The organism is Acinetobacter sp. FY683 (assembly GCF_059515885.1).
Genome location: NZ_JCAKNA010000002.1, coordinates 16,005 through 41,666 on the forward strand (window position 1 = coordinate 16,005; position 25,662 = coordinate 41,666).

At 36.3% G+C, this 25,662-nt stretch carries 19 protein-coding genes; 7 read left to right on the top strand and 12 right to left on the bottom strand.

Translation table 11 applies throughout. The features are described from left to right. Positions 1–17 precede the first annotated feature (17 nt). Both AC5YDH_RS01090 and AC5YDH_RS01095 read right to left on the bottom strand, forming a co-directional pair. Positions 18–2,507 (bottom strand): ABC transporter permease, encoded by a 2,490-nt coding sequence (locus AC5YDH_RS01090; protein ID WP_496116421.1) that lies wholly within the window; start codon positions 2,505–2,507, stop codon positions 18–20. Between the two features lie 2 nt (positions 2,508–2,509). Further along, a complete protein-coding gene (locus AC5YDH_RS01095; protein WP_496116422.1) occupies positions 2,510–3,235 on the bottom strand; it encodes an ABC transporter ATP-binding protein in 726 nt (241 codons plus the stop codon). Positions 3,236–3,246: 11 nt separating this feature from the next. Between AC5YDH_RS01095 and AC5YDH_RS01100 the strand changes: the two genes are divergently transcribed. Next, on the top strand, positions 3,247–3,876 hold the full coding sequence (locus AC5YDH_RS01100; RefSeq protein ID WP_496116423.1) for an arylesterase: 630 nt from the start codon (positions 3,247–3,249) through the stop codon (positions 3,874–3,876). Positions 3,877–3,922: 46 nt separating this feature from the next. On the opposite strand, the gene AC5YDH_RS01105 is transcribed toward AC5YDH_RS01100, so the two are convergent. After that, the gene (locus tag AC5YDH_RS01105) at positions 3,923–4,537 is read right to left on the bottom strand and encodes a carbonic anhydrase (RefSeq protein WP_496116424.1); all 615 of its coding nucleotides are present in this window, start codon (positions 4,535–4,537) and stop codon (positions 3,923–3,925) included. 309 nt (positions 4,538–4,846) lie between these two features. Here AC5YDH_RS01105 and AC5YDH_RS01110 point away from each other — a divergent pair, with 309 nt between their 5' ends. After that, complete coding sequence (locus tag AC5YDH_RS01110; RefSeq protein ID WP_496116425.1) at positions 4,847–5,881, top strand: alpha/beta fold hydrolase; 1,035 nt, start codon at positions 4,847–4,849, stop codon at positions 5,879–5,881. Between the two features lie 16 nt (positions 5,882–5,897). After that, positions 5,898–6,899: a hypothetical protein gene (locus AC5YDH_RS01115; protein WP_496116426.1), complete on the top strand. Its 1,002-nt coding sequence runs from the start codon at positions 5,898–5,900 to the stop codon at positions 6,897–6,899. 37 nt (positions 6,900–6,936) lie between these two features. Here the strand turns inward: AC5YDH_RS01115 and AC5YDH_RS01120 are convergent, their stop codons facing one another. The 3 genes from AC5YDH_RS01120 to nfuA all read right to left on the bottom strand — a co-directional run bounded on the left by AC5YDH_RS01120 (position 6,937) and on the right by nfuA (position 12,225). Then, positions 6,937–8,949 carry a ligand-gated channel protein gene (locus AC5YDH_RS01120; protein WP_496116427.1) on the bottom strand — a complete coding sequence of 671 codons (2,013 nt, stop codon included), beginning with the start codon at positions 8,947–8,949 and terminating at the stop codon, positions 6,937–6,939. Between the two features lie 211 nt (positions 8,950–9,160). Then, positions 9,161–11,419: a FepA family TonB-dependent siderophore receptor gene (locus tag AC5YDH_RS01125; RefSeq protein WP_496116429.1), complete on the bottom strand. Its 2,259-nt coding sequence runs from the start codon at positions 11,417–11,419 to the stop codon at positions 9,161–9,163. Positions 11,420–11,586: 167 nt separating this feature from the next. Further along, a complete protein-coding gene (gene nfuA, locus AC5YDH_RS01130; RefSeq protein WP_496116430.1) occupies positions 11,587–12,225 on the bottom strand; it encodes a Fe-S biogenesis protein NfuA in 639 nt (212 codons plus the stop codon). Positions 12,226–12,385: 160 nt separating this feature from the next. Here nfuA and AC5YDH_RS01135 point away from each other — a divergent pair, with 160 nt between their 5' ends. Beyond that, complete coding sequence (locus AC5YDH_RS01135) at positions 12,386–13,003, top strand: rhomboid family intramembrane serine protease (RefSeq protein ID WP_496116431.1); 618 nt, start codon at positions 12,386–12,388, stop codon at positions 13,001–13,003. A 66-nt stretch (positions 13,004–13,069) separates the two neighbouring features. Here the strand turns inward: AC5YDH_RS01135 and AC5YDH_RS01140 are convergent, their stop codons facing one another. After that, the gene (locus AC5YDH_RS01140) at positions 13,070–13,366 is read right to left on the bottom strand and encodes a DUF7710 domain-containing protein (protein ID WP_496116432.1); all 297 of its coding nucleotides are present in this window, start codon (positions 13,364–13,366) and stop codon (positions 13,070–13,072) included. Between the two features lie 415 nt (positions 13,367–13,781). On the opposite strand from AC5YDH_RS01140, the gene AC5YDH_RS01145 reads away from it, so the two are divergent. Next, a complete protein-coding gene (locus tag AC5YDH_RS01145; protein WP_496116433.1) occupies positions 13,782–15,332 on the top strand; it encodes a hypothetical protein in 1,551 nt (516 codons plus the stop codon). Between the two features lie 62 nt (positions 15,333–15,394). Here AC5YDH_RS01145 and AC5YDH_RS01150 read toward each other — a convergent pair whose 3' ends face one another. After that, positions 15,395–17,014, bottom strand: a complete 1,620-nt coding sequence (locus AC5YDH_RS01150) for an inorganic phosphate transporter (RefSeq protein WP_496116434.1) — start codon at positions 17,012–17,014, stop codon at positions 15,395–15,397. A gap of 540 nt (positions 17,015–17,554) precedes the next feature. Between AC5YDH_RS01150 and metH the strand changes: the two genes are divergently transcribed. Further along, positions 17,555–21,241, top strand: a complete 3,687-nt coding sequence (metH, locus tag AC5YDH_RS01155; protein ID WP_496116436.1) for a methionine synthase — start codon at positions 17,555–17,557, stop codon at positions 21,239–21,241. A 68-nt stretch (positions 21,242–21,309) separates the two neighbouring features. Here the strand turns inward: metH and AC5YDH_RS01160 are convergent, their stop codons facing one another. The 3 genes from AC5YDH_RS01160 to AC5YDH_RS01170 form a co-directional block, all read right to left on the bottom strand. After that, positions 21,310–21,597: a hypothetical protein gene (locus tag AC5YDH_RS01160; protein WP_496116437.1), complete on the bottom strand. Its 288-nt coding sequence runs from the start codon at positions 21,595–21,597 to the stop codon at positions 21,310–21,312. Positions 21,598–21,865: 268 nt separating this feature from the next. Beyond that, complete coding sequence (locus AC5YDH_RS01165; protein ID WP_496116438.1) at positions 21,866–22,369, bottom strand: hypothetical protein; 504 nt, start codon at positions 22,367–22,369, stop codon at positions 21,866–21,868. Positions 22,370–22,469: 100 nt separating this feature from the next. After that, positions 22,470–22,835, bottom strand: a complete 366-nt coding sequence (locus AC5YDH_RS01170) for an endonuclease domain-containing protein (protein WP_496116439.1) — start codon at positions 22,833–22,835, stop codon at positions 22,470–22,472. A gap of 301 nt (positions 22,836–23,136) precedes the next feature. Here AC5YDH_RS01170 and dhaK point away from each other — a divergent pair, with 301 nt between their 5' ends. Further along, the gene (dhaK, locus tag AC5YDH_RS01175; RefSeq protein WP_496116440.1) at positions 23,137–24,867 is read left to right on the top strand and encodes a dihydroxyacetone kinase subunit DhaK; all 1,731 of its coding nucleotides are present in this window, start codon (positions 23,137–23,139) and stop codon (positions 24,865–24,867) included. Positions 24,868–24,924: 57 nt separating this feature from the next. Here dhaK and def read toward each other — a convergent pair whose 3' ends face one another. Next, on the bottom strand, positions 24,925–25,419 hold the full coding sequence (gene def / locus AC5YDH_RS01180; RefSeq protein ID WP_496116441.1) for a peptide deformylase: 495 nt from the start codon (positions 25,417–25,419) through the stop codon (positions 24,925–24,927). Positions 25,420–25,662: the final 243 nt, after the last annotated feature.

Genomic DNA, 25,662 nt, shown 5'->3' on the forward strand with positions numbered 1-25,662 from the left:
AAATAGAAGATGAATCTTTACTGATTCATCTCTCTTAAACTTTGTAATGGTGGTATTTCAGACAAATAACTTAATCTATAACGCCCAATCAATGCACAAATCAAAGTCATACTGACAGGTAAAATGAACCAAATTTCCCAATGCATTTGCATCATTAAATCCATTTTATAGCTTGCAATTGCACTAATCACTTCTGCGAATAAACATGCAACAATACCTGCAACAAAGCCCATAAATCCAATTTCAAAAGTCATCATTTGCTTAAGTTTTTGCTTAGACCCACCAAAAGAACGCAACAATGCTACTTCACGCTTTCGCTCTTCCATCAACAAATTCAAACATGCAACAAGCACTAAAATACCTGAAATACTCACCAATATAGCAAGTAAACTTATAATTTGAACAAGCACGCTCACAATACGTTTTACTTCATCTAAAATCAGGCTGATATCAATAAATACGGTATTGGAAAATTGCTGAATAAGTGCAATGAGCTTCGGTTTATCTTGTTCTGGTACATAAAAACTTCCCAAATAGCTTCCTGCATTTTCATCCATCGTTTTAGGTGAAAATATAAAGAAAAAGTTTGGACTAAAGCTTTCCCATTCCACAGATCTTAAATTCACGACCTTAGCCTCTAAAACCCCTTCAGGTAAGCTAAATGTTAATTTATCACCAAGATGAATACCCAGTTCGTTTGCTGTTTTAGCTTCTACAGATACTTCATTTTTAGCAGTAAAATTTGCACTTCCTGCCACAATATTATTGTCTTTTGGATACTGCTCAGATTGCGTTAAATTCAGTTCACGACGCAACGAATTATTTTGTTTTACTAATTCTTGTGCAAAAGGTTGATCATTTTTCGCAATCAATCTTCCACGAATATTGGGATATAAAGGTGTACTTTTCCATTGATTAGTATCTAACTGATTTTTCAGTTCGGGCATATCAAAAGGAGGTAAACCATATACAAATTGGTTTGGTGTACCCTCTGGCAGTTGCTGTTGCCAACGATCGAGCAAATCTGTTCTTAATACCGCAAGTACCGTAATTAAACTTAGCCCTAAAGCCAAAGCTGTAATTTGAAATGCCGATTGATATGGCACACGTACATAAGCAGAAATCTTCCACTTCAAAGTTTGAATGAACTTTAAGACACCCCAAATACATGCATATAAAACAGCACAAAGTACAATAATTGCGCCAATTACCCACAAGGTTAATATAAGATTTTCAGTTAATACCACACTAAAAACAATTAAACCTAAAGTACCTGTGAGCAACATCCAAAGCATAGATTTCACAGATTTTTCTTGTTGGCGTATCACACGAATAGGTGGTGTATTGAGTAATTGCATCAAACTTGGAACAACAAAACCCAATAACACAACAGCACTTGTTAGCATTGCAATAGGTAAAGGGCCTAGCAACATATCTAGTGCTGAAAATTGCAATTCAATATGCGGAATAAGCTGCAACATTAGTTGCAATAAACCATAGCCAAGTGCCAAACCAACAATACTTCCAATAACAATTGAAATAACAATAACAACGGCAAGTAAACTTAAATATGCCGTTAAAATTTGCTTTTTGGTAGAACCAATACAACGTAACAAAGCAATATGATCTTGGTTTTGTTGCACATAGCGCTGACTTGTTAGCGCAATTGCGATACCACATAACAAAATGGTAAGAATATTTGCCAACTGTAAAAAAGTATCTAAATTTGCAATTGGTTTCATTAAGCGAGTATTCCCTTCACTCGCATTACGAAGTTTTAAACTATTTTGCTCATCAGCATCTACTCTAGATGACGTTGTTCCAGAGGTGTTTTTAGGATCTTTTACAATTGCTTTAAAGTTCTGCTCAAATGCTTTTGTGTCTTTTGCATTGCCTGAAAGCAATAAACGATATTCAATGCGACTACCCGTTTGTATTGCATTGGTCTTTGCTACATCTGCTTGAGAAATAATAACCGTAGGTGAAAATGCTGAAAAACCAAGTTCTTGATTCGAATCATGTTCAATTTCTGCACCAACTTTAAATGTCCCATCTGCAATATTCAGCGTATCCCCTACTTTTACTTTCAGCAAATCCATTGCTCGGGAGCTCAACCACACCTCTCCCGACTGAATTTGCTTAGCTGCATTCTCTTTGACTTTTAGTTCGCCACGTAATGGAAAGACATCATCGATTGCTTTCACATTCACCATAACAAATTGATCATTGGTAAAAGCCATAGAACCAAAAACAGTCGCATTAGATTGCTGTAAATTCAATTTTTCAGCTTCATCACGCCATTGATTTTCTATAGGATAGTTATCGGTAATCACCAAATCTGCTGCAAGCATTTCAGCTGCTTGCAAGGCAACTGCATCTTGAATTTGCTCATTACTAAACTTTAAGGCTGTGGTTGCACTTATTGCTAAAATTAAAGCAATAATAAGGAGATAGATACCTGAGCTTTTAAAACTTTGAATAAATAAAGGTCGAAAAAGAGCATTCATGATTATGCTCCTTGAGTTCGATCTATAAGTTGACCATTCAATAATTCATAATGTTTTTGGCATTGTTCTGCAAGCTGAACATCGTGTGTAACAAGCACTAAAGTTGTTCCCATTTCCCGATTCAACTCAAATAACAGCTGCTCAATTTCTTTTGCCGTTTCACCATCTAAGTTACCTGTAGGCTCATCTGCAAAAATTAATTTTGGTTCACTAATTAACGCCCGAGCAATTGCAACACGCTGTTGTTCACCGCCAGATAAAACTTTAGGTGTTTGTGATGATTGACGCTCTAACCCTACTCTTTTTAATAATGTTAATGCTTTATGTTCAGCTTCTGTATAATTAAAATGTGCATGCAAACGTAAAGGTAACATCACATTTTCTAACGCTGTTAAATGTGGTAACAACTGAAAGGATTGAAAGACAAAGCCAATATTTTTTAAACGAACTAAAGCGCGTTGCTCTTCATTCAAACGCTGAATGTCTTCCCCACATACAACAAGTTTCCCCGAACTTGCCTGATCTAAAGTCGCTAGAATTCCTAATAATGTCGATTTACCTGACCCAGAACGACCTGTTATTGCAACTTGCTCACCTTGTTTTATTTCAAAATTAAGATCTGTAAAAATCTTTAATTCTTTTTGTGCTAATTGTATCTTTTGGCTCAATTGCTGTGCAGAGATAATTGCTTGTGGCATGATGGAATTATTATTGGTTAAGTCGGTCATATTGTCCCTATATGCAAAATCGCAATTCTATAAATCGTATATTGGCGTCTATCTTCGTTGTATGTTTTAGCATATTGCCTGTATGCATTTCAGCAAAAACAATTATGATCGTTGGAGATAGCTTAAGTGCTGGCTATGGTATTCAGACTGAACAAGGCTGGGTAAATTTACTCAAAAAGCGCTTAGAGCAACAATATCCCAAAAAACATAAAGTGGTCAATGTAAGTGTCAGCGGCGAAACAACCAGCGGTGCTTTAGCAAGATTACCAAAACTACTGACTACTTATAAACCAGATATTGTGGTAATAGAACTTGGTGGCAACGATGGTTTACGCGGACAGCCCCCTCAAAATATTCAAAAAAATTTAGCTCAATTGGTTGTACAAAGCCAAAAATCAAAAGCCAAAGTCATTCTATTGGGTATGAAAATACCACCTAATTATGGTACAGCATATCAACACGCTTTTGAAAACAGTTATAAAGTTGTGAGCAATCAATATAAAGTAAAATTGATGCCTTTTTTCTTGAAAGATGTTGCTGGTCATAAAGACTTAATGCAAAAAGATCAAATTCATCCCAATGCAAAAGCCCAACCTATTTTATTAAATAATACTTACCCATATATAAAAGGCGCTTTATAAAGCGCCTTTTATTTTTCACCATGAATAATACACAGTAATCATTTTCTTAAAAATCGTAGAAAGATACTTCACCCGTTTCTAGTGAATACTCAGCACCAACCACTTTTAACTTACCTTGATCAATTAAATTTTCAAGTACAGCCGAACCATGACGCAACTGATTTACTGATGCAAAAACATTAGAACGAACAGCATGTTGTGAAAGTTTATCTAAATCATCTTTTAATTCTGTTTGCATTAAAATTTCAACAGATGGACGAACACGATTTACAATCGACATTAAGTTCGCAGAAGATGATTGCTCAGGATTCATAAGTGCTTCAATCGTTGAATGAATTGCGCCACAATGCGTATGACCTAAAACAACAACAATTGGACAACCAAAACTCTCTGCAGCAAACTCAACACTACCTACTTGAGATGGCGCTACAATATTGCCAGCAACACGAATAACAAATAGATCTCCCAATCCCTGATCAAAAACCATTTCAGCAGGTACACGAGAATCTGAACAACCTAAAATAATTGCAAACGGCTCTTGGCTACCCGCCATTTCTGCACGTTGTTGATGTGTCAAAAGCTTAGGATGACTCGTTTCACCTTGGACGAAACGTAAATTTCCTTTTTTTAAACGATCTAAAGCTTCTGCTGCTGTTAGCATTATTTCTATCACCGATCTTTTAAGTTGTTATAGTTTAATCTCATGTTTTTTGATTGTCACTTGCAAAAAATAATAGCTGTATACTTTTTAATAATTTAGAACATTTAAATTAACATACCGTTTTCATGCTTTTTCTCACACTTTTCTAAGAAGTTATAACAAATATCACAAAAACAAAGGATGACAGTTGGATTTAAATATTTATAATAGAATCAAAGAGATTCCTTTAATTTAATAAAGTTTTATCAGCAAAACAGAACTCTAATACTTAAATAATTTTGCTAAGATCTAAAATTATGGGGTGCAAAAATGAAACAGATTAATACTCGATTATTCAAATTAAGATATGCACTTTGTATTGGTTTGACTATATTTTATTCACACCAAACATCTGCATATACACCCAAAGATACAAAAAACAACCAATCTAGCGTTCTACAAAAATATTTAAAACAAGAACGCACAAAAGCAGGGCTTAAAACAAAAACCCTAAAAGTGGGTGACATTACTTGGACGTACAATGAAGGCGGTGATATATCTAAACCTTCGGTTTTACTCATTCATGGTTTAGCAGGCACACGAGATCATTGGAATCGTGTCGCACACTATTTAACACCCTACTACCATGTCATTGCTCCCGATTTACCTACAAATGGTGATACAACCTTCCCCAAAAGTTTTGACACATCTATCCCCAATATTACGTCTGAACTTAGACAGTTTGCACAAGCAATTGATGTTGATAAAGATTTGAATATTGCAGGACATTCACTTGGTGGCTCAATTGCAACCGTTTATGCATCACAATATCCGTTTGATACACAAAGTCTTTTTTTACTCAGTAGCGCGGGCATCTACAAACAAGCCAATACAAGTTATGCAAAAGACCCTCAAACACTTAAAAATTTACTTGTGTATAAACAAGGTGACTTTGAGAATGTCATTCATAAACTTATGACGACTCCACCACAATTTCCTTCTGAGCTCAAAACAGCACAAGAACAAATTTTGATTTCAAAATCATCTAAAACCAATCAAGCCATTGATCAAATTGTAAAGCTGAATCGTATATATACACCCGATACTTTTGCGCGTTTAACACGAAATGTAGAAGCCCCAACCTTAATTATGTGGGGTAAGCAAGATCAGATTATCAATTATGAAGTGGCAACAGAATTACAGAGCCTTTTAAAGCGTGCAGAAAAACCAATTATTTTAAATAATGTTGGTCATATGCCTAATATTGAAGCTGACCAACTGGTTGCTCAATATTATTTACCATTCCTTTCAAAGACACAGAACCTAAAGAATCCACTTGCTGATAAACTAATATCTTTCAACTAGGCTGTTTAGAATTTTTATGCAAAAAAACCCAATGATTGAGCAACTCATAGAAGCTCATCTCGAATTTTTAGAACATGAATTTTCTCAAGCTAAAACAACTGAAGATGAGTTCTTACATTTTCACCAATGGTTTAGAAAACAAAAACTACAAGATATTTGGACTTTTGAACAAATTAATCAGCTGATTCAAAAACAAGTTTTAGCTACACATGCAAGTGCATTTTTAATTGAACAAATTGCTGAACACATTCGCTTTGCGTTGGTACACCCTATCAATGAAACAACAAAAATTGCAGATGTTATTCCTGTGTTAACCGTAGATAAAATTGCACAATATGTTGCAAGTAAAAGTGGTCATAGAGAACGCCTAATTAAAACTATTGTTAACAACCAAGCATTTTCTGCAATGGTGACACAACTTATTCAACACTCTATTCAAGATTATTTAGATAATTCTGCAATGGTCAAGAATGTTCCTGGTGTTTCAAGTTTCATGAAAATCGGAAAGTCTGTATTAGAAACAGTGACAGACTCCAATCTAGAAAACACCATAAATCACTATTTGCAAAAAAATATTCAAAAGCTTAGTCAAATGAGTGAACATGTTTTAAATCATCATTTCGATGACAATAAGCTTTATCATTTCCAAGCGAATTTATGGCATAAAATTAAAGATAAACCATTATCTGTTTTAAAAAATTATATTGAGACGCAAGATTTACCAAAAACAGTCGAAATGGGACATGAAATTTGGGATGCCATTCGCCAAACAGACTATTTAAAGCAACAAGTTCATGACGGTATTTATGCTTGGTACGTACGCAACCAAGAACGCTCTTTCGATTTATTATTAAGAGATTTAAATATTGACGAAGCCTTAGTTCAAAATGAACTACAAAAACTACTCACTCCCGTTATTCAACACATGATTTCCACAGAACATTTGAAAATACGAGCACGTTTTTACTTAGAGAAATTCTATTACTCTGAACAAGCTCAAAAAATTTTAGCAAAATAAAAAAAGCCTCCTAACTGGAGGCTTTTACATTGTAAAATTAGAACTTATAAGTTAAACCAATGTTGTAACGACGACCATCGAGTACATAGTCATAAGTTTCCACATCAATACGCTTATCCAATAAGTTATACACCCCAGCATTCACTTGAATTTGATCTGTTGGTTTATAGTTTAAACCCACATCCATCATGCCATACGCAGGTTTACCTTTTGCCATAGTCGTACGGCTTAAATATTCCGATATTTTACTACGATAATTTACACGTCCCCAAACACCAATAGTATCTGTTGCTTGCCAATCTACTGTCGTATTAAACATATGCTTTGGCATTTCATTCAGTGGCTTACCTTTATTCACACCACTTTTTTGCTCGGTATCCGTTAATGTATAGTTTGCATTTAACTTAATGTCGTCATTAATTTTCCAACCAAAAGTTGCTTCTATACCACGCATATTGGCTTTGTCTACATTTTCACGCAGACTCACAAAATCAAAATTCTCACCTAACCAAGGACATGCTGCACTTCCTGAACCACCATCACATACTCGAACTTCAGTAATCTTATCTTTAAATTCACTATTAAAAATGGTGAAGCCTGCGTTTAAATTTGCATTGTTATCCCAATTTGCGGAAACTTCGTAGTTAATACTTTTTTCAGGTTTTAAATTTGGGTTACCGACAATTACACCATTACTTTGTCCACCACCTGTCACTTGCCCCCACTCAGCGACTGTAGCACGAAGTGCTGGTGTCTTATAACCTGTCGATACTCCACCTTTAACAACCCATTCATCATTTAACGTCCATACACCATAAACTTTAGGGCTTAAATGATCCCCAAATTTTTCATCTTTATCCAAACGAAGTGATGTTGTTAATACAAATGGATCTACAATTGTCCAGTTATCTTCTGCAAATATAGCCCAACTATAGCGATCTAATTTTGAAAGCTTTGAACCATTCACTGCAAGTTGATTACCTAAATCTTCCAAATTTTCTTTTAAATACATCCCACCAAAACTTAAATCATGTGAACCTAATTGAATTTGGTTATTTGTATTAAATGTTGTATTTATAGCTTTCATTTGACGTGAAGGATTTTCATTTTCTTCGCGTTGAATATATGAATTTGTTTTTACTTTTCCAACTTCACCTCTATGAGTAATACTATATTCTGTACGGTAATAGTCTGTGATTGAGTCTGTTGGAAGTTGTCCTTTTTTATTCGGTACATTGGCAATGGTTTTCCCTACCGTACCATTTCGGTTTTGAATTGAACGCTGATATTCAAAATCAATCGCATGTTGATCATTTGGCGTTAAGGTTAATGTTGCACCACCTGCACGCATTTTTTGTTCTTTATAACCTCCAATAATGTCATCTTCTTGACGCTTCGAATATGTACCATTGGCTTTCAAAGAAAGTAAATTTTTAATTAATGGCCCCGAAATATAAGCATTTGTTTGATATGTATTTCCAGCATCTGCGTGTTCTTGAATGGTCGAATCAACTTTTACAGCACCCGACCATTCAGTTGCCGATTTTTTAGTGATGATGTTAATGACGCCCCCCATTGCATCCGAACCATAAAGTCCAGACATTGGTCCTCGAATAACTTCGATTCGCTCAATAGATTCAATACCCGGTAACCAACCTTGTTCAATACCCGAGTTATCACTATTGGGACGTACTGATCGCGTATTTACTTTTTTGCCATCAACCATAATTACAGTATAGGCACTTCCCATACCACGTATGCTGATATCACTTGAACTACCACCACCTGTTACCACAACACCAGGCACATCTTTTAAAGCATCGGTCACATCACGATATGCTTTTTTATTGATGTCTTCTTGAGATAAAATAGAAATAGAAGCTGCAGCTTTTTTTATATCTTGTTCAAAGCCACTTGCCGAAACCACAATGGTTTTCAGTTTTGCCGTGTTGTCAGTCGATTGAAATGTTGATGATTCCGCACTTACAACTCCACTAATACTCAATAATATAACTGTCGTTAATGTAGTTTTATTAAACTTTAAATGCATATACTTTACCCAATCATGACTAGCTAGTAAAAATCTGGGTGAATATTAAAGTTTTACTTAACAATGATGCAAATAATTATCATTACTACTTACAAATTATTAACAAGGATTCCTTATAAATTTACAATCCTTACATCTTAGTTATACTTTTTTAAAGTTAAAAAAACCGCCAAGGCGGTTTTTTTCAATCTTAGACTTTCAAATGACTTAATTAAAATTGATACTTCAAGCTTGCATAATATGCACGACCAGGCTCGTTATAAGTCTGATTAATTGAGTTATCTCTCTCTTTTTTCTCATCAAATAAATTACTAATGCCAATACGAGTAGAAACATTCTGATTAAACTTATAACCAAAGTTAATCCCTGCCAAGCCATAGCTTTTCACTGCTGCTGTAGAACTTAAAGCATTTCTAGTATCAGAAACTTGACGAGGCTCTTGACGGCCATATTGCGTATATACAAAGTTAGTATCTAAAGCATCTGTAATTTGATAATGGAAAATCGAGTTAATTGTATATTTTGGCACAATGGATAGTGGATTGCCCGTACGTTTATCTTCTGAAGCATGCATATACGTCACATTATTCGTCCACGTTATATTCCCCCAATCTAATGCAATGCTACCTTCAACTCCCTCAATTAATGCCTCAGGCGTATTTTCCCATTTTAGTAAGTTCCCATATACAGCATTATTATTTGTATTGACAGGTAACCAACCACTTACAATTTTATTTTTATAGTCATTACGGAACCAAGCTAAGCTCGCTTTAACAATATCTTTTTGATATTCAAAGCCAATTTCTTTATTAATTGAAGTTTCTGGTTTTAAATCACCATTACCAACAAGAAAGCAGTTTCCAGAAGTATTTGGAGGACAACCATTTCCTTTCGTATTCAATAGGTATCCTTCTGCACTTTGATACATATTTGGTGCTTTATAAGCACGCGCGATACCACCTTTTACAGACCAGTTATCATTAAGCTGATGCGTGATATTTAAACTAGGACTCCAATTTGACCCCGATTTATTTTGGTCATCAAAACGAAGACCCACAACAACATCTGTCGAATCAGTTAATTCTAAATTATTTTCAATAAATACCGATGCAATGGTATTTTTTAATTTTCCTCTATTCTCAGATGATGGAGTATATGGATTATTTCCAGTTAATGGCACAGCTGTAGTATTGGCAGTATCGGTAAAGTCATCACGAACATATTCTGCACCAACGGTCACAACTTGCGGTATACCCCACGTAAATGGAATATTAGCCTCTGCTAAAACACGATAAGAATCTAGAATAGATACAGGACGGTCTGTTTTAGAGTTAATTGAGCCCTCACCGCTTCCGCCTGTGCCTTCAGTTAAACGTTTATTTTTAGTTTTATCATATTGTGCAATAACTTTTGTTGTTCCCCAATCCCAATTACCTTCATGCGTTAATGCATAACCATCTCGGTACATCGTATTGGTCTCAGTGTCGTACAGTTCACTCATAAGACCATAATTACTACTTGCACTTGCACCAGGTGTATTTCCTGTTGCGTCAGTGTTACTATTTTGAGCATCTCCAGCAAAGCGGTTACCTTGACGACCATAAGATAAATCCAACATTAAGCTTTGTTGCTCATTAATTTGCCAAGCTAAGCGTGCCGCAATATCTTTATTCTCTACACCTTCTCTACCACCTGCTCTAGAATAAGTAGGATACGTTACCCCGCTCTCTGTCGTACTGCCAATAGTTAATGGATTAATATCAGCAGCATCTGGATTTGTCTTATTATAATTACCATATACACGATAAGATAAAACATCTTTAACAATTGGACCACTTAAGTTAAAGCTTTCTCTGTGGCTTGATCCTTCTTTTGAGTTTTCAGGTTGGTTTGTAAATACTTCAACTGATCCATGAACTTCATTCGTCACTTTTTTAGTTTTAATATTAACTACACCACCCATTGCACCCGAACCATATCGAGCTGCAGCAGGACCTCGAATCACTTCGATAGATTCGATAGCATCAGCAGGAACCCAGTTCGAATCGCCTCGGCTATCACGTTCACCGCGCCAACCATAACGTACAGAGTTACGTGAGCTGACTGGTTTACCATCAATTAGAATTAAAGTGTTCTCTGGTCCCATACCACGGATATCAATTTGGCGATTGTTCCCGCGCTGACCTGTTGAACTATTTCCAGTTAAGTTAACACCAGGCATACGACGTATATATTCGGACACATCATTCACTACAGGTAATTCTTCTAATTCTTTTTCCGTAATAATAGAAACACCTAGTGACTGTTTAGCTTGTTCTTCAGCTGTTAAAACAATTTTATCTAGTTTTACATTTTCTTGACTTACTGCTAAACCCTGCTCATTTTTTATTGAATCATTCGCAAAAGCCACTGAATAGGTCACTGTAGATATTGCAAATGCTAATGCTGATTTTATGAATAAACGCGTCATTTAAAGTTAACTCACATAGAATTGAGGAGAAAATATGTAACTTTTCGTAGCGTATTGTATCTGCAAGATAAATAAATGCAAACAATTTTAATAATCATTATCATTTGAATATCTAATATCACATATAAAAAAACCTCCATAAATGGAGGTTTTTACAACTTTAAAACTTATTTAAAGTAAGCGCCATCGGCTTGACTGTGGTCTGTTTGATCGACAACACGTGCCAATTCAGGAATATGTTGTTTTAACGTAGTTTCTACACCTTGCTTTAAAGTTACATCAATTGCAGAACAACCTTGGCAACCACCACCAAACTTAAGAACAGCTGTTAAACCATGTTCTTCATCATCTAGAACTTCAACCAATGCACAGTTACCACCATGCCCTTCTAAACCAGGATTAATTTCAGACTGTAAAATATAAGTAATACGTTCTTCCATTGAAGCATCTGGTCCCACACGTGGAACTTTAGAGTTTGGTGCACGGAACGTCAGTTGACCACCAAAACGGTCTTTGTTGTAATCAATGACTGCATCTAATAAATAAGGAATAGATGGAGCATCAACATATGCAGGAAAATCTGGGTATTCTTGTTTGTAATCTGTAGGAAGTACTTCTTCAGGAGCACTATAAGCCATACAACATTCAGCACGTGGTGTACCAGGATTTTCCACAAACACACGCACACCAATACCTGGTGTATTTTGCTTTGCTAATAAATCCGCTAAATACTCTTGAGCAGTTGGAGTAATTAATAAGTTTGGAATTTCTTCTGCAACTGCAGTGCTGGTGTTATCAGTCGACATATCAATATTTCCTCAAGCTGAAGTTGCTATTCTAACTGAAGATGCGGGGTATTTTTTAAAATTCAACTAAATTTGTCGGATTAATTATAAAAGTTCAAAATTTTGATGCATTTAATGGCATTATGAACAATCAAAGAATAAATTCTGATTCTATTTAACTATGCTCGACTTACCTTTTAACCATACTGTAACGATCATCATTATTACTGTGATCATTTCATTCTTAGCATTTTCAAATCAAAACTTAATGAATCGTTTGATTTTTTGGCCACCTGCATTGCAAAAAGGTCAATATGATCGATTCATTACTCATGGTTTTGTACATGCCGATGGAATGCACTTACTTTTCAACATGTTCACCTTATTTTTCTTTGGGAGCATTATTGAAACATTTTATAGACAGTATCTATTCGATTTAGGATTTGTACTTTTTTATTTAGGTGGATTAATCGCGGCAATTATTCCAAGCTACTTACAGCACAAAAATGATCATCGCTGGGCAAGTCTTGGGGCTTCAGGCGCAGTTTCTGCTGTTTTATTTGCCTATATATTATTTGAACCGTGGAAACTTATTTTTGTATTTTTCATTCCTGTTCCTGCCATTATTTTTGCTGTTCTATACGTAGGATATAGCATTTGGTCAGGGAAAAAAGGCAACAGCAATATTAACCATAGCGCCCATTTGTGGGGAGCAGCTTATGGCGTCATCATGACAATAATAATAGAACCTCGTATTATTCAACACTTCATTAATAAACTTTCACATCTTCCATTTTAGAATAGAAGTGAAATACTAATGATTAAAGATCTAAGCAAAGAGATGAAAACTCACCTCTTTGCTTATTTAAGCATTATCTCGCATATTTTGATGGCATAGTTTTTCACCATGTTCAAAATGCCAATTTTGCTGGTATGCAGATACAAACTTTTCCATGAATGTTGGCGAACGGTCAATTACAGATTTTTCTTTGAAAAACTTACGCTCAATTGCCCAATCATAACAACTTTGATCTACTGGATATTCCGTTAAAATACCGCTTAAATAATTTTTTTGAATCCACTCCGAAGCCAAATCGAAAGATGTAAATACCCCTGATGGCAATCCCATCGATTTGGAAGTAAATAAGTAAATAGATGACATGTGTTACAACTCTAAAAACAAAAAAATAGATTAATTAATGAGCATTATAACAAATGAAATGTGACATAATTCACTTTTTACATAAATACATATTTTTTGTACGTGATTACAACCAAATGCAACCTTGAATGATAATTATTTGAAACTAGATAAATTTTATTTATTTTTTTCAAATACGTTCTGAATTATCTATGAAAAATCCTTTTTATCTTTACAGCTTAACTATTACGTTGAGGACATCTCATATTACACCTGCAACACCCTTTCTTCTAATACTTGCTTCTTTTCACTTTTATATTTCACAAACTAAAACATAAGATTGAATTTTGGCAGTAAATGCCAACGGTTTATCAAAGCTCCAAGGATATTGTATACATCTGTATATTTAACCTTATTAATATCGAGATATTTTGCAATGTCATCCTCAACTTTAGATGGTCTTCAATTCCCTATTCAAGCCCCTAACACCAAACCCAGTACCTCAAAAGCTGGGAGAGAGATTATTGCTGAAGCCCTTTCGACAGTGAATCCAAAACTTTCACATCAAGCAACTCAAGAAAAAAATTGGCGTAAAACTTATCCTGAATATTTTAAAGCACTGGTCGAGTCTGGTATTAAAAATACAGATAATCCTATAAAAATTGCTGAATTGGGACTAAGTAAAGCTCACCAATCTTTTGATTTTTATCGATATGGTGAAAAGCATAACTTTAACGATGTGATGCAACTGACAAATCAAAAACTCAACACTTTTATATTTAAAGGTGAAAGTACAGACAATCCTGAATGGTATGTGCCCTATAAAGGTCAGAATCTCCAAGGAAATGCTTTACTTGCTCAAATTCAAACGTGGGAAGAAACAGGTATTATAGAATCAAGTCATGCAAATGCTTTACGCGATGTGATTGCACATCCTGAATGGTTCGACTTATCTGATCGAACCATGGTTCTGTTTGGTGCTGCATCTGAAGCTGGGCCATTAACATGGTTGTCCAAATGGAAAGCCAATATTGTTGCTATAGACTTACCCAACGAGCGTGTTTGGGGCAAAATTTTAAATACGATAAAAAGTGGTAATGCAACACTTTATGCACCATCTGAAAAATGCTTAGCTACAGATACAAATATCGAAGAGCTAAAAACAAAGCTTGGAGCAAACCTATTAACGCAAACACCTGAAATTGCACAATGGCTCGTTGAAAACCCTAATCATTTAGACTTAGCTGCAATTGCATATTTAGATGGTGAAAAGCACGTTCGGGTTTCTATGGCAATGGATGCAATCATGCAATTTGTAAGTGAGCATAAAGCCAATACAAGCTTAATGTTTATGTGTACACCAACGGATGTTTACGCGATTCCTAAAGAAATTGTAGAAGCTTCTTCAGCTAAGTTTCACAGTCGTTCTCAACTTCAAAAAACACTTTCTAAAGCAGTGTCATCTATTAGTTTAAAACACTTTTTTAAAGAAATTTCTACAGAGCTTTATACTACCGACAATGGTAAGCAATATGGTATTGCAGATTGTTTAGTGATTGAACAAGGTCCCAACTACGCTCTAGCAAAACGCATTCAACAATGGCGAGCAACCTTAGCAAGACATCAAGGTCAACGTGTCAGTATTAATATTGCCCCATCAACAACAACACATTCAGTCACAAAGAATCCATTATTGAAAGCTGCTTTTAATGGTGCAAGTTTGTTTGATGTTGAAGCATTTGAACCTGCAACAACCAATGCAATTATGGCTGCTTTATGGATTCATGATTTACGTAATCCTAGATCTGTAGCTAACCCAGAAGTTAATTTAGATCATCCTTTGGAGTTAATGATGGAGGGAGCTAACCATGGTGGACTTTGGCGAGTTGCCTATTTAGCAAGAACAGCACTTCCTTTTGCTGCACTATATGGTTTTGCAAACGATAAGCTTCCTATTGGAACACTTTTCAACAAAATCAAAAAATAAGGCAAAAAAAATGCTGCGATTAATCGCAGCATTTTTCCGTTCAAACTTTATTTTAAAATCAATTAAAATACTTTTAATAATAACCAGTATAAAACACCCGATAAACAAATCGTTGCAGGTAAAGTAAAGATCCAAGCAGATAAAATTGTTTTTACCATTTTGAAATTCAAACCTGACTTGTTGGCAACCATTGTACCTGCTACAGCAGAGTTCAATACATGTGTTGTTGATACAGGCATACCAAACCCATCTGCAGCTGCAATTGTTGTCATTGCAACAAGTTCAGCAGACATACCCTGACCATAAGTCATGTGCTGTTTACCAATACGCTCACCAACCGTCACAACAATACGTTTCCAGCCAACCATCGTTCCAAGACCTAAAGCTAAAGCTACAGCTACTTTTACCCAGTTTGGAATATATTGTAAGAATGAATCTAAATTACTACGATATTCTTTTACAACTTTAGTTTGCTCCTCAGAGAAAGTAGGTAATAGCTCCGCTTTATCTAATCTTTTAAACGCTGTTGTACTTAAATACATATCATTACGTAAGCTAGATACTTCTTTTTCAGGAATATCTTTTAAATCACCATAATGTCCTACACGCTCACCCAAGTGATCTGTAAGACTAGCTAAAGCAGGAACAACTTGGTTATTCACTTCTTTAGTCTGAATATATGTTGTGATAATAGCACGTGCTTTTTCATCAGGAATATCTGAATGATTTGCATAAATAGCCGATGCTGTTTGAGCTGAAAGTTGCTCAAAAGACTGAAGATGTTGTTGATCTAAATTTTTATTCAATGAGTAAGCTAATGGGACACAACCAATCAAAATAAGCATGATTAAACCCATACCTTTTTGACCATCATTTGAACCATGTGCAAAGCTTACACCCGTACATGTGAAAATAAGAATTGCACGAATAAGTGGTGGTGGTGGCTTATTGCCCTCAGGTGGCTGGAATAATTCCATTTGTTTCTTGAAGATTTTTTTTACCAACAAGAATAACAAAGCCGCAAAAGCGAAACCAATCAAAGGAGAGAATAAAAGTGCTTTACCCACTTTCATCACCTGTTCCATGTCTACACCTGATGCACCGCTACCTGAATGCAAAATGTAGTTCATGATACCCACACCTAAAATCGAACCAATTAAAGTATGCGAACTCGATGCTGGAATACCTAAAAACCATGTACCTAAATTCCACAAAATTGCAGAAATAAGCATGGCAAAAACCATTGCAAAACCAGCTCCAGAACCTACATTCATAATAAGTTCTACTGGAAGTAAAGCAATAATACCGTATGCAACAGCACCACTTGCAACCATTACACCAAGGAAGTTACAAAAACCTGCCCACATTACAGCAACTGGTGCAGACAATGCATTGGTGTAAATTACCGTGGCTACAGCATTTGCTGTGTCATGAAAACCATTAACAAACTCAAATCCAAGTGCAATAAATAACGCTGTAGATAAAAGAATAATTGTATATAGACTCAAAGCCGGGACATGAGCCAAATCCACAGATAACTGAACACCAATGTATACAAGTGTTGCAATAATGACAGTTAAAAAGACTGGGACAAAATATTTAGGAGTTGGCACATGAACATTGGTCGACTTAGAAGGAACCGATGGTTGTGCTGAATCAACAGGATTTTGATTTGAATTCATGCAAGCAAATAAAGAGGATGATCAATCCCCTTATTCTTCAATTTAATTATGACAATTATATGACAAAACACTGTCTTATAAAGTCAGTTTTAATGCTTTATTGTTGCAATTTACCCTAAAAACCCAAGATAAATTTAATATTTAATACTCTAAATACAATATTTTAAGTAGTTTTATATATTTCATAATCCATTAACCTAAAGATTATACTAAATTGTAACATTCAGCATAAATGATCAAAAAACTAACAACCCGAACTTTTCCAATTATAGTGAACTAGTTTTATGACAAATAAATGAATAATTTATGACACTGCTAAATTCCTTATTTATTTCTTATAAATTACATTTTAATATCTATATTTGAAAAATATAAGAATACATATCTATTTTTGAATTAATCTTGTATTAAAACAAGTGTTATCCCTTTATAACTTTTTCAAATCATCTATATAGGTGTTTCTGAAAGAAAGTTGGCAGAAAACAAAACTTGAATCTGTTAATATTAATCCCGATTTTTATTCGCATTGAGAATGTTTGAATGTCCACACTTGCTACTCTAAAAGAGCTTCTAAGTAAAAGAATTCTTGTGATCGATGGTGCCATGGGTACCATGATTCAACGTCATAAATTAGAAGAAGCAGACTATCGTGGCAAACGTTTTGCAGATTGGGCTTCTGACCTAAAAGGCAACAACGACCTTTTAGTTCTTACTCAACCCCATATTATTCAAGGCATTCACGAAGCTTACCTAGAAGCGGGTGCGGACATTATTGAAACTAATACCTTTAACGGTACTCGTGTTTCAATGTCTGATTACCACATGGAAGATTTGGTACCTGAAATTAATATTGCTGCAGCACGTCTTGCAAAAGAAGCCTGTGCAAAATATTCAACCCCTGAAAAACCACGTTTTGTGGCAGGTGTCATTGGTCCAACTTCACGTACTACATCTATTTCTCCAAATGTGAATGATCCTGCATTCCGTAACATTACTTTTGATGCATTAAAAGTTGATTACATCGAATCGACCAAAGCGCTCATTGAAGGTGGTGCAGACATCATCCTGATTGAAACAGTGTTTGATACTTTAAATGCGAAAGCGGCGATCTTTGCAGTAAAAGAAGTGTTTAAAGAAATTGGCTATGAATTGCCAATTATGATTTCAGGCACCATTACCGATGCCTCAGGTCGTACACTCACAGGTCAAACCGCAGAAGCATTTTGGAACTCAATGCGTCATGCTGAACCCATCTCAATTGGTTTTAACTGTGCGCTAGGCGCAGATGCGATGCGTCCACACGTGAAAACCGTGTCTGACGTTGCCGATACTTTTGTTTCAGCGCATCCAAATGCAGGTTTACCAAATGCATTCGGTGGTTATGATGAAACCCCTGAAGAAACTGCGGCATTTATTAAAGAATTCGCTGAAAGTGGTCTAATCAACATCACTGGTGGTTGTTGTGGTACCACGCCTGACCATATTCGTGCGATTGCACAAGCGGTTGAAGGCATTACACCACGTCAAATTCCTGACATTGAACCTGCATGTCGTTTAAGTGGTTTAGAGCCATTTAACATCACTAAGGATTCTTTATTCGTAAACGTCGGTGAACGTACCAACGTGACAGGTTCTAAAAAATTCCTACGTTTAATTAAAGAAGAAAACTTTACTGAAGCTTTAGACGTTGCTCGTCAGCAAGTTGAAGCAGGCGCACAGATCATCGACATTAACATGGATGAAGGCATGCTCGATTCGCAAACTGCGATGGTACATTTCCTGAATCTCATTGCATCTGAACCTGATATTTCACGTGTGCCAATCATGCTCGATTCTTCTAAATGGGAGATTATTGAAGCAGGTTTGAAATGCGTACAAGGTAAAGCGGTTGTAAACTCGATTTCTCTGAAAGAAGGTTATGACGAGTTTGTAGAACGTGCGCGTCTTTGCCGTCAGTACGGTGCTGCGGTCATCGTGATGGCATTTGATGAACAAGGTCAGGCCGATACTGCTGAACGTAAAAAAGAAATCTGTAAACGTTCTTATGATGTGTTAGTCAATGAAGTGGGCTTCCCTTCTGAAGATATTATTTTTGATCCAAACGTATTTGCGGTAGCAACAGGGATCGAAGAACACAACAACTATGGTGTGGACTTCATTGAAGCAACAGGTTGGATTAAACAAAACCTGCCAAATGCAATGATTTCAGGCGGGATCTCAAACGTATCATTCTCATTCCGTGGTAATGAGCCTGTACGTGAAGCAATCCATGCAGTGTTCTTATATCACGGCATTCAACAAGGTTTAACCATGGGCATCGTGAATGCAGGTCAGCTTGCGATTTATGATGATATCGATGCTGAGCTTAAAGAAGCGGTTGAAGATGTGGTATTAAACCGCAACCAAGGTGAAAGCGGTCAAGAAGCCACTGAAAAATTACTGGCAGTTGCAGAAAAATACCGTGGTCAAGCAGGTGCACAAAAAGCCGAAGAAAACCTTGAATGGCGTAATGAGAGCGTTGCAAAACGTCTTGAATATGCATTGGTGAAAGGTATTACCACGTATATTGATGAAGATACCGAAGAAGCACGCTTACAATCGACTCGCCCATTGGATGTCATTGAAGGTCCATTGATGGCAGGCATGAACGTAGTCGGTGACTTGTTTGGTGCAGGTAAAATGTTCCTACCGCAAGTGGTGAAATCTGCTCGTGTAATGAAACAAGCGGTTGCATGGTTAAACCCGTTCATTGAAGCTGAAAAAACAGTTGGTCAATCAAAAGGTAAAATTTTGATGGCAACTGTAAAAGGCGACGTGCATGACATCGGTAAAAATATCGTTGGCGTGGTACTTGGCTGTAACGGTTATGACATCATTGACCTTGGCGTAATGGTGCCATGTGAAAAAATTCTACAAACTGCTATTGATGAAAAAGTCGATATCATTGGTTTGTCAGGTTTAATCACACCTAGCTTAGATGAAATGGTGTTTGTTGCCAAAGAAATGCAACGTAAAGGCTTTAACATTCCATTGATGATTGGTGGTGCAACAACATCTAAAGCACATACTGCGGTAAAAATTTCTCCGCAATATCATAATGATGGCGTGTTCTACACAGCCGATGCTTCTCGTGCGGTAGGTGTGGTAACTCAATTACTTTCTGCGGAAATGAAACCAAAACTCGCAGCTGATTATGCTGTTGATTATGAAAAAATCCGTGAGCGCTTAGCCAACAAACAACCGAAAGCTGCAAAACTCTCTTATGCAGAATCGGTTGAAAATGGCTTTAAGATTGATTTTGCAAAAAATGCACCTGTGAAGCCTAACTTTATTGGTTCAGAAACATTTACCAACTATCCATTAGAAACATTGGTTGAATACTTTGACTGGACACCGTTCTTTATTTCTTGGAGTTTAGCGGGTAAATTCCCGAAAATTCTTGAAGATGAAGTGGTTGGCGAAGCAGCGCGTGATTTGTATGAACAAGCACAAGTCATGTTGAAAGATATTATCGAAAACAAACGCTTTGATGCACGTGCAACTTTTAGTATTTACCCGGCGAATCGTGTTGCAGCAGATACTGTTGCAGTTACGGATGAGAATGGGGTCGTTACGCACAACTTTGAGCATATTCGTCAGCAGTCTGACAAAGTAACAGGTAAAGCAAACTACTCATTGGCAGATTTTGTTGCGCCTAAAGATGTCGCTCAGGATTACTTGGGTGGCTTTACGGTTTCGATCTTTGGTGCGGAAGAACTTTCGCAAGAATACAAAGCCAAGGGCGATGACTATAATGCGATTATGGTTCAAGCCTTGGGCGACCGTTTTGCAGAAGCCTTTGCCGAGCATTTACATGAGCGTATTCGTAAAGAGTTCTGGGGCTACCAAGCAGATGAACAATTGTCAAATGAAGATTTGATTAAAGAGAAGTATGTGGGTATTCGTCCTGCACCTGGCTACCCTGCTTGTCCTGAACATTCGGAAAAAACGTCATTGTTTGATTGGTTAGGTTCAACTGAGAAAATGGGTACTTACTTAACTTCTAGCTTTGCGATGTGGCCACCTTCATCTGTCAGCGGTTTCTATTATGCAAACCCTGAAACAGATTACTTTAACGTGGGTAAAATCTCTGGCGATCAGTTGGAAGATTATGCGAAGCGTAAAGGTTGGACGTTGGATGAAGCGAAACGTTGGTTAGCGCCGAATTTGGATGATTCGATTTCTTAATCATCTTTAACCTACAATCCCCCTAAATCCCCCTAAATCTCCCTTTTTTAAAGGGAGGTTGGGAGGGATTAATCATCCATATTAATTTTATAATGCATTTCTGCTTTACAATTAGAACATAAGTGTCCATCTTCATTCCAATTACGATAGCCAGTTCCATTGCAATGATCAAAGTCATTTGCACAATGGACGCATTGTTTTTCTTTTTCTAATTCTATTCTTTCTGAAATATCGACCCTTCTCTTTTCTAGTATCTGAATAATTTTTTTCACTTCTGTGATTTTAGACAGCATGGATTCCAATTGAGTTTCGTATAATTTTAATTTTTCTATTTCACCATCTATTTGATCATCCAATGAATAACTTTCTTTAAGTGAAAGATCATCTATTTTTGCTTGAATAATTTGATGTTGCTGAAATTCAGTTAAATAAGTTGATACTTCATCATATTCAGCCCAAGTTTCTATAAATTTAATATGAGAACCCTACACACCTAATTTTTCTTTAATTTGATTTCTATGTATTCTTGGGCAGCAAATAATTTCTATATCACCTATATCAAAATAGAAATCTTCATTTGCATACCTCCACTCCCTTTCCCATAAAAAACCTTGCTTATCATGGTTATGATCTAGGGGGGGTCATAAAAGGTGCAACTTGATCAGAAATTTTTTTTAAGATAGTAGTTAAATTTGACTCAGTATCCTCTTTACTAAGAATTCCTTTTGACTTAATAATTAAGGAAATTAATTCTGATCTATCTACATATAACGCTGGGCGAACCCCTTTATGAGCTAATTTTAATTTAGAAAATCCAATCCCAAATCTGAGGTCAGCTTTCCACCTTTTATAAGCCTTATAACGGAAAAAATCGATTGCAAATGTGGGTGATTCGGTAAAACAAACTATTTTTTCGCTGTACCAATCTGACATTGATTGTGATGGAGTAGTAGCCACCAATTTACTGCTTTTCAAAATATTTAACAAAGACTCCTCATTAGTCATATGAATTAAATAAGGGGACATATCAGGCTTTTCAAAAGGTCTTAATTCAAAAGTTTTTGTCTTAATTTCATATTTTTCCCATTTAGCATAATTTTCTCCAATATCTTTCACACTTGGTAGCATTTCAAATCCCTCCTATTAATTATTGAATTTTATATTATTTTAAAACTACTCTTAGTTCATCTAAGACTATGGCTAAATTCGAGAAAAAACGATCTCTTTTTTAAAAGAGGGATTCCTGCCGTATAAATTGATAAACTCTATCCACCACATCATCAATCTGCCTCATCACCTGCCCATTATCAAACCTTAAAACTTTCAATCCAAGCTGACCTAAAGCTTCATCACGAATTCGGTCTGCTTCCAATCCTTCTTCTGTAAAGTGCTGACTACCATCACACTCAATCACCAAATTGACAGCAGGACAGTAAAAATCCACGATGTAATTCAAAATTGGCTTTTGCCGATAAAACTGCAAGCCTAAAATTTGCTTATTACGAAGTCGTGACCACAACAACTTTTCAGCATCAGTCATGTTCTTGCGTAAGTCACGTGAGGCTTGTTTTAAATTTTTATTGTAAGGTTTCATTTTTTCTTCTCTTTTATAAATCTCACCTAGCCCTGAGCCATATATGGCGCAAGGGAAAAAAGAGAAATTTCCACGTATCAAATTAATTACGTGACCACTCCTCCCTTTTTAAAGGGTGAGAAGCAATACTTCGCAAGGAGGGATTAAGAATCAAATTTTAATAGACTTCAACCAAACACTACTTTTAACTAAATAAATCACCAATACTATCCGCCAACTTTTTTACCACTTAGTGAATAAATCCGTTTTATAATAACAATTAACTATTAATCTCCCCCAATAAAAGACTACTGGTGTTTCTATGAAAAAACTCATGAACGGTGCAGAAAACATCGTTATTGAAATGTGCAAAGGTTTCGTACTTGCACATCCAGAACTCGCATTCAATGAATCATACAAAATTGTTTCAAGAAAACAGAAACACCAAAATGTCGCACTCATCAGTGGTGGTGGTAGCGGTCATGAACCTGCGCATGCAGGCTTTGTTGGAACAGGTATGTTAGACGCAGCTGTATGTGGCGATGTATTTGCATCTCCATCGCAAATTCAGGTCTATAAAGCCTTACAACATGTTGCAACGGATAAAGGCGTGTTGATGATCATCAAAAATTATTCTGGCGATATGATGAATTTCCAGAATGGTGCAGCACTTGCAACGGATGATGGTATTCAAGTCGATTATGTAAAAGTTGCCGATGATATTGCGGTAAAAGACAGCCTTTATACGGTCGGTCGCCGTGGTGTTGCAGGCACAGTATTCGTTCACAAAATTGCAGGTGCAGCAGCATCTGAAGGTTTAGAACTTGCAGAAGTTAAAGCGGTCGCTCAAAAAGCTGCGGATAACGTGATTAGCTTAGGTTTCGCTTATAGCTCATGTACTGTTCCTGCTAAAGGCACGCCAACATTTACCTTGGCAGATGATGAAATGGAATACGGTGTAGGCATTCACGGTGAACCTGGTATTCGTCGTGAAAAAATCTTACCGTCTAAAGAACTTGCTCAACGTATTGTTGATGATTTATTCCTAGACCGCCCGAACCTTTCGGAAGTTGCTGTATTGGTGAATGGTTTTGGAACTACGCCATTACAAGAACTTTATGTGTTTAATAACGATGTTTGTGAGCATCTTGCAAGCAAAGGCATCAAAATTTACCGTACATTTGTTGGTAATTACATGACCAGCATCGACATGAACGGTGCTTCTGTTTCACTTCTTGCATTAGATGATGAACTCAAAACGTATTTAGATGCAGAAGCAAATACGCCTGCATTTAAAATGGATGGATCATCTGCTCTACCTTTCGAATTTTCTAAGAAAGATGAAAGCGTTGCACATACTGTAAATACAGATGTAGAAACACATCCTGAACATGCGATGATTAGCAATGAACAATTCACCATTGAAAACATGCGCTATGTTGTAGATGTTATGGCAGCATGTATCATTAAAAATGAAGTGCCATTCTGTGAACTCGATGCCCATGCGGGTGATGGCGATTTTGGTATGAGCGTGGCAAAAGGTTTTAAACAACTTAAACGCCAATGGCACGAATTATTACAAGCCGAAAAAATGGATGATTTTTTATTAAATTGTTCAATGATTATTATGGAGCATTGTGGCGGTGCTTCAGGCCCAATTTGGGGTTCAGCTTTCCGTGCTGCAAGTAAAGCAATCAAAGGGAAAAATACTTTAACTGTTGCCGATTTTGCCCATCTTTTACAAAATGCGGTTAAAGGCATTCAAGTTACAGGTGAACGCTCATTTGGTCGTGGTGCTGTGGTTGGAGATAAAACTTTAATTGATGCGCTTGTACCATGTGCAGATTCTTGGTCTTTAAATACAGATAAATCGTTTAAAGAAAACTTTGTATTGGGCGCACATGCTGCTGTTCAAGGTGCTGAATCGACCAAGAAAATAGTAGCACGTATGGGACGTGCAGGAACTGTAGGCGATCGTAGCTTAGGCTATCCTGATGCGGGTGCACATGGTTTAGGCGTAATCTTTACCGATATTGCCAATCATATTAAGTAAGCTATAAATTGAAAAAGCCTCGATAATTTCGAGGCTTTTTTATTTAATTTTAAATGATCATTCACTTACATCACTTAATCGTTCAACAAACAAAACCCCATCTAAATGGTCTATTTCATGTTGCACAATACGCGCAGGAAAACCTGAAAACTCTTGTTCTATGCTCTCGCCCGTTAACGTTTGATAGCTCACACGAATCACTTTTGCACGTGCGACTTGCCCTCTTTCATTTGGCACACTCAAACAGCCTTCTTCACCGAATACTTGTGCATCTGAACGCTGAATAATTTCAGGGTTAATCATCACAATTGCATCCATTTCAGGTGCATCTGGATAACGAATATTGGGTCTAGAAGCCACAATAATCACACGGCGTGAAATATAAACTTGAGGCGCTGCAATTCCTACACCATTTCGTGCAAGCATAGTAACGTGCATGGCATCTGCAAGTGTAGTCAACCACTTTGAACCAAATTCTTGCATACTTACTTCAGTCGCGCATAAAGCTAAAATAGCTTCGCCTTTTTGGGCAACTTTTAAAATTTCAGTCATAAACAATTGCTCAATAAACCGCAAAATTCAATGAAGATAATAGATTATAAAATTATCAATTTTTCAAATTAAAACCATTAAAAAATACCATTCCTTTTACTGCAGAGTAAAAACATAAATAATATAACCATTGATATAATGCTTAAAATTTCACATGTAATTTCCCCATGACATTTAATGGATTAAATTATTTCAGCCTTTTGATTCCCCTCTTTTTTTTGACGGTATCGTTACTTGTTTTTG

Coding starts and splice junctions, on each gene's coding strand:
- AC5YDH_RS01090 (WP_496116421.1), bottom strand. CDS start 2,507: ATGAATGCTCTTTTTCGACCTTTATTTATTCAAAGTTTTAAAAGCTCA.
- AC5YDH_RS01095 (WP_496116422.1), bottom strand. CDS start 3,235: ATGACCGACTTAACCAATAATAATTCCATCATGCCACAAGCAATTATC.
- AC5YDH_RS01100 (WP_496116423.1), top strand. CDS start 3,247: ATGCAAAATCGCAATTCTATAAATCGTATATTGGCGTCTATCTTCGTT.
- AC5YDH_RS01105 (WP_496116424.1), bottom strand. CDS start 4,537: ATGCTAACAGCAGCAGAAGCTTTAGATCGTTTAAAAAAAGGAAATTTA.
- AC5YDH_RS01110 (WP_496116425.1), top strand. CDS start 4,847: ATGAAACAGATTAATACTCGATTATTCAAATTAAGATATGCACTTTGT.
- AC5YDH_RS01115 (WP_496116426.1), top strand. CDS start 5,898: ATGCAAAAAAACCCAATGATTGAGCAACTCATAGAAGCTCATCTCGAA.
- AC5YDH_RS01120 (WP_496116427.1), bottom strand. CDS start 8,949: ATGCATTTAAAGTTTAATAAAACTACATTAACGACAGTTATATTATTG.
- AC5YDH_RS01125 (WP_496116429.1), bottom strand. CDS start 11,419: ATGACGCGTTTATTCATAAAATCAGCATTAGCATTTGCAATATCTACA.
- nfuA (WP_496116430.1), bottom strand. CDS start 12,225: ATGTCGACTGATAACACCAGCACTGCAGTTGCAGAAGAAATTCCAAAC.
- AC5YDH_RS01135 (WP_496116431.1), top strand. CDS start 12,386: ATGCTCGACTTACCTTTTAACCATACTGTAACGATCATCATTATTACT.
- AC5YDH_RS01140 (WP_496116432.1), bottom strand. CDS start 13,366: ATGTCATCTATTTACTTATTTACTTCCAAATCGATGGGATTGCCATCA.
- AC5YDH_RS01145 (WP_496116433.1), top strand. CDS start 13,782: ATGTCATCCTCAACTTTAGATGGTCTTCAATTCCCTATTCAAGCCCCT.
- AC5YDH_RS01150 (WP_496116434.1), bottom strand. CDS start 17,014: ATGAATTCAAATCAAAATCCTGTTGATTCAGCACAACCATCGGTTCCT.
- metH (WP_496116436.1), top strand. CDS start 17,555: ATGTCCACACTTGCTACTCTAAAAGAGCTTCTAAGTAAAAGAATTCTT.
- AC5YDH_RS01165 (WP_496116438.1), bottom strand. CDS start 22,369: ATGCTACCAAGTGTGAAAGATATTGGAGAAAATTATGCTAAATGGGAA.
- AC5YDH_RS01170 (WP_496116439.1), bottom strand. CDS start 22,835: ATGAAACCTTACAATAAAAATTTAAAACAAGCCTCACGTGACTTACGC.
- dhaK (WP_496116440.1), top strand. CDS start 23,137: ATGAAAAAACTCATGAACGGTGCAGAAAACATCGTTATTGAAATGTGC.
- def (WP_496116441.1), bottom strand. CDS start 25,419: ATGACTGAAATTTTAAAAGTTGCCCAAAAAGGCGAAGCTATTTTAGCT.